The sequence below is a fragment of the Acinetobacter sp. GN11 genome (assembly GCF_054823985.1).
Window position 1 is genome coordinate 1 of record NZ_JRVL01000353.1, and the last position, 368, is coordinate 368.

At 30.2% G+C, this 368-nt stretch carries 1 pseudogene; it reads left to right on the plus strand.

The features are described from left to right. Positions 1 to 181: pseudogene (locus NL42_RS19200) on the plus strand (energy transducer TonB); the annotation flags it as partial. Between the last annotated feature and the right edge of the window lie 187 nt (positions 182 to 368).

Sequence of the window (368 nt, forward strand, 5' to 3'; positions counted from 1 at the left end):
TAAAGTATTTTTAACTGACACTGGGGAAATTGAGCAAATCATCTTCTTAGATAAAGAAGAACAAAAATTTAAAACAAGTATTGAAAAAGCGATCTGGCGTGCAAGCCCATTTACTTTGCCTTCAAATCCTGAGGTAAGAAAGCAAGCAAGAAAATTCAATATGAAATTTCAGGCTAAATAAGTAAGTGCTTCTTTAGCATGGGGAGCAAATTTAAAACTGTTAATGTATATAAATTTGCTCTCTTACCTTATGAAACAGCGAATATAGTTCGTTTAATGGGTATATAGATTTCTTTCAAAAGTAAAAGCAACGTATTATTTTAAATTGAAAATAAGACAGTTGATGGAGAGGTAAACAAAATATAAAG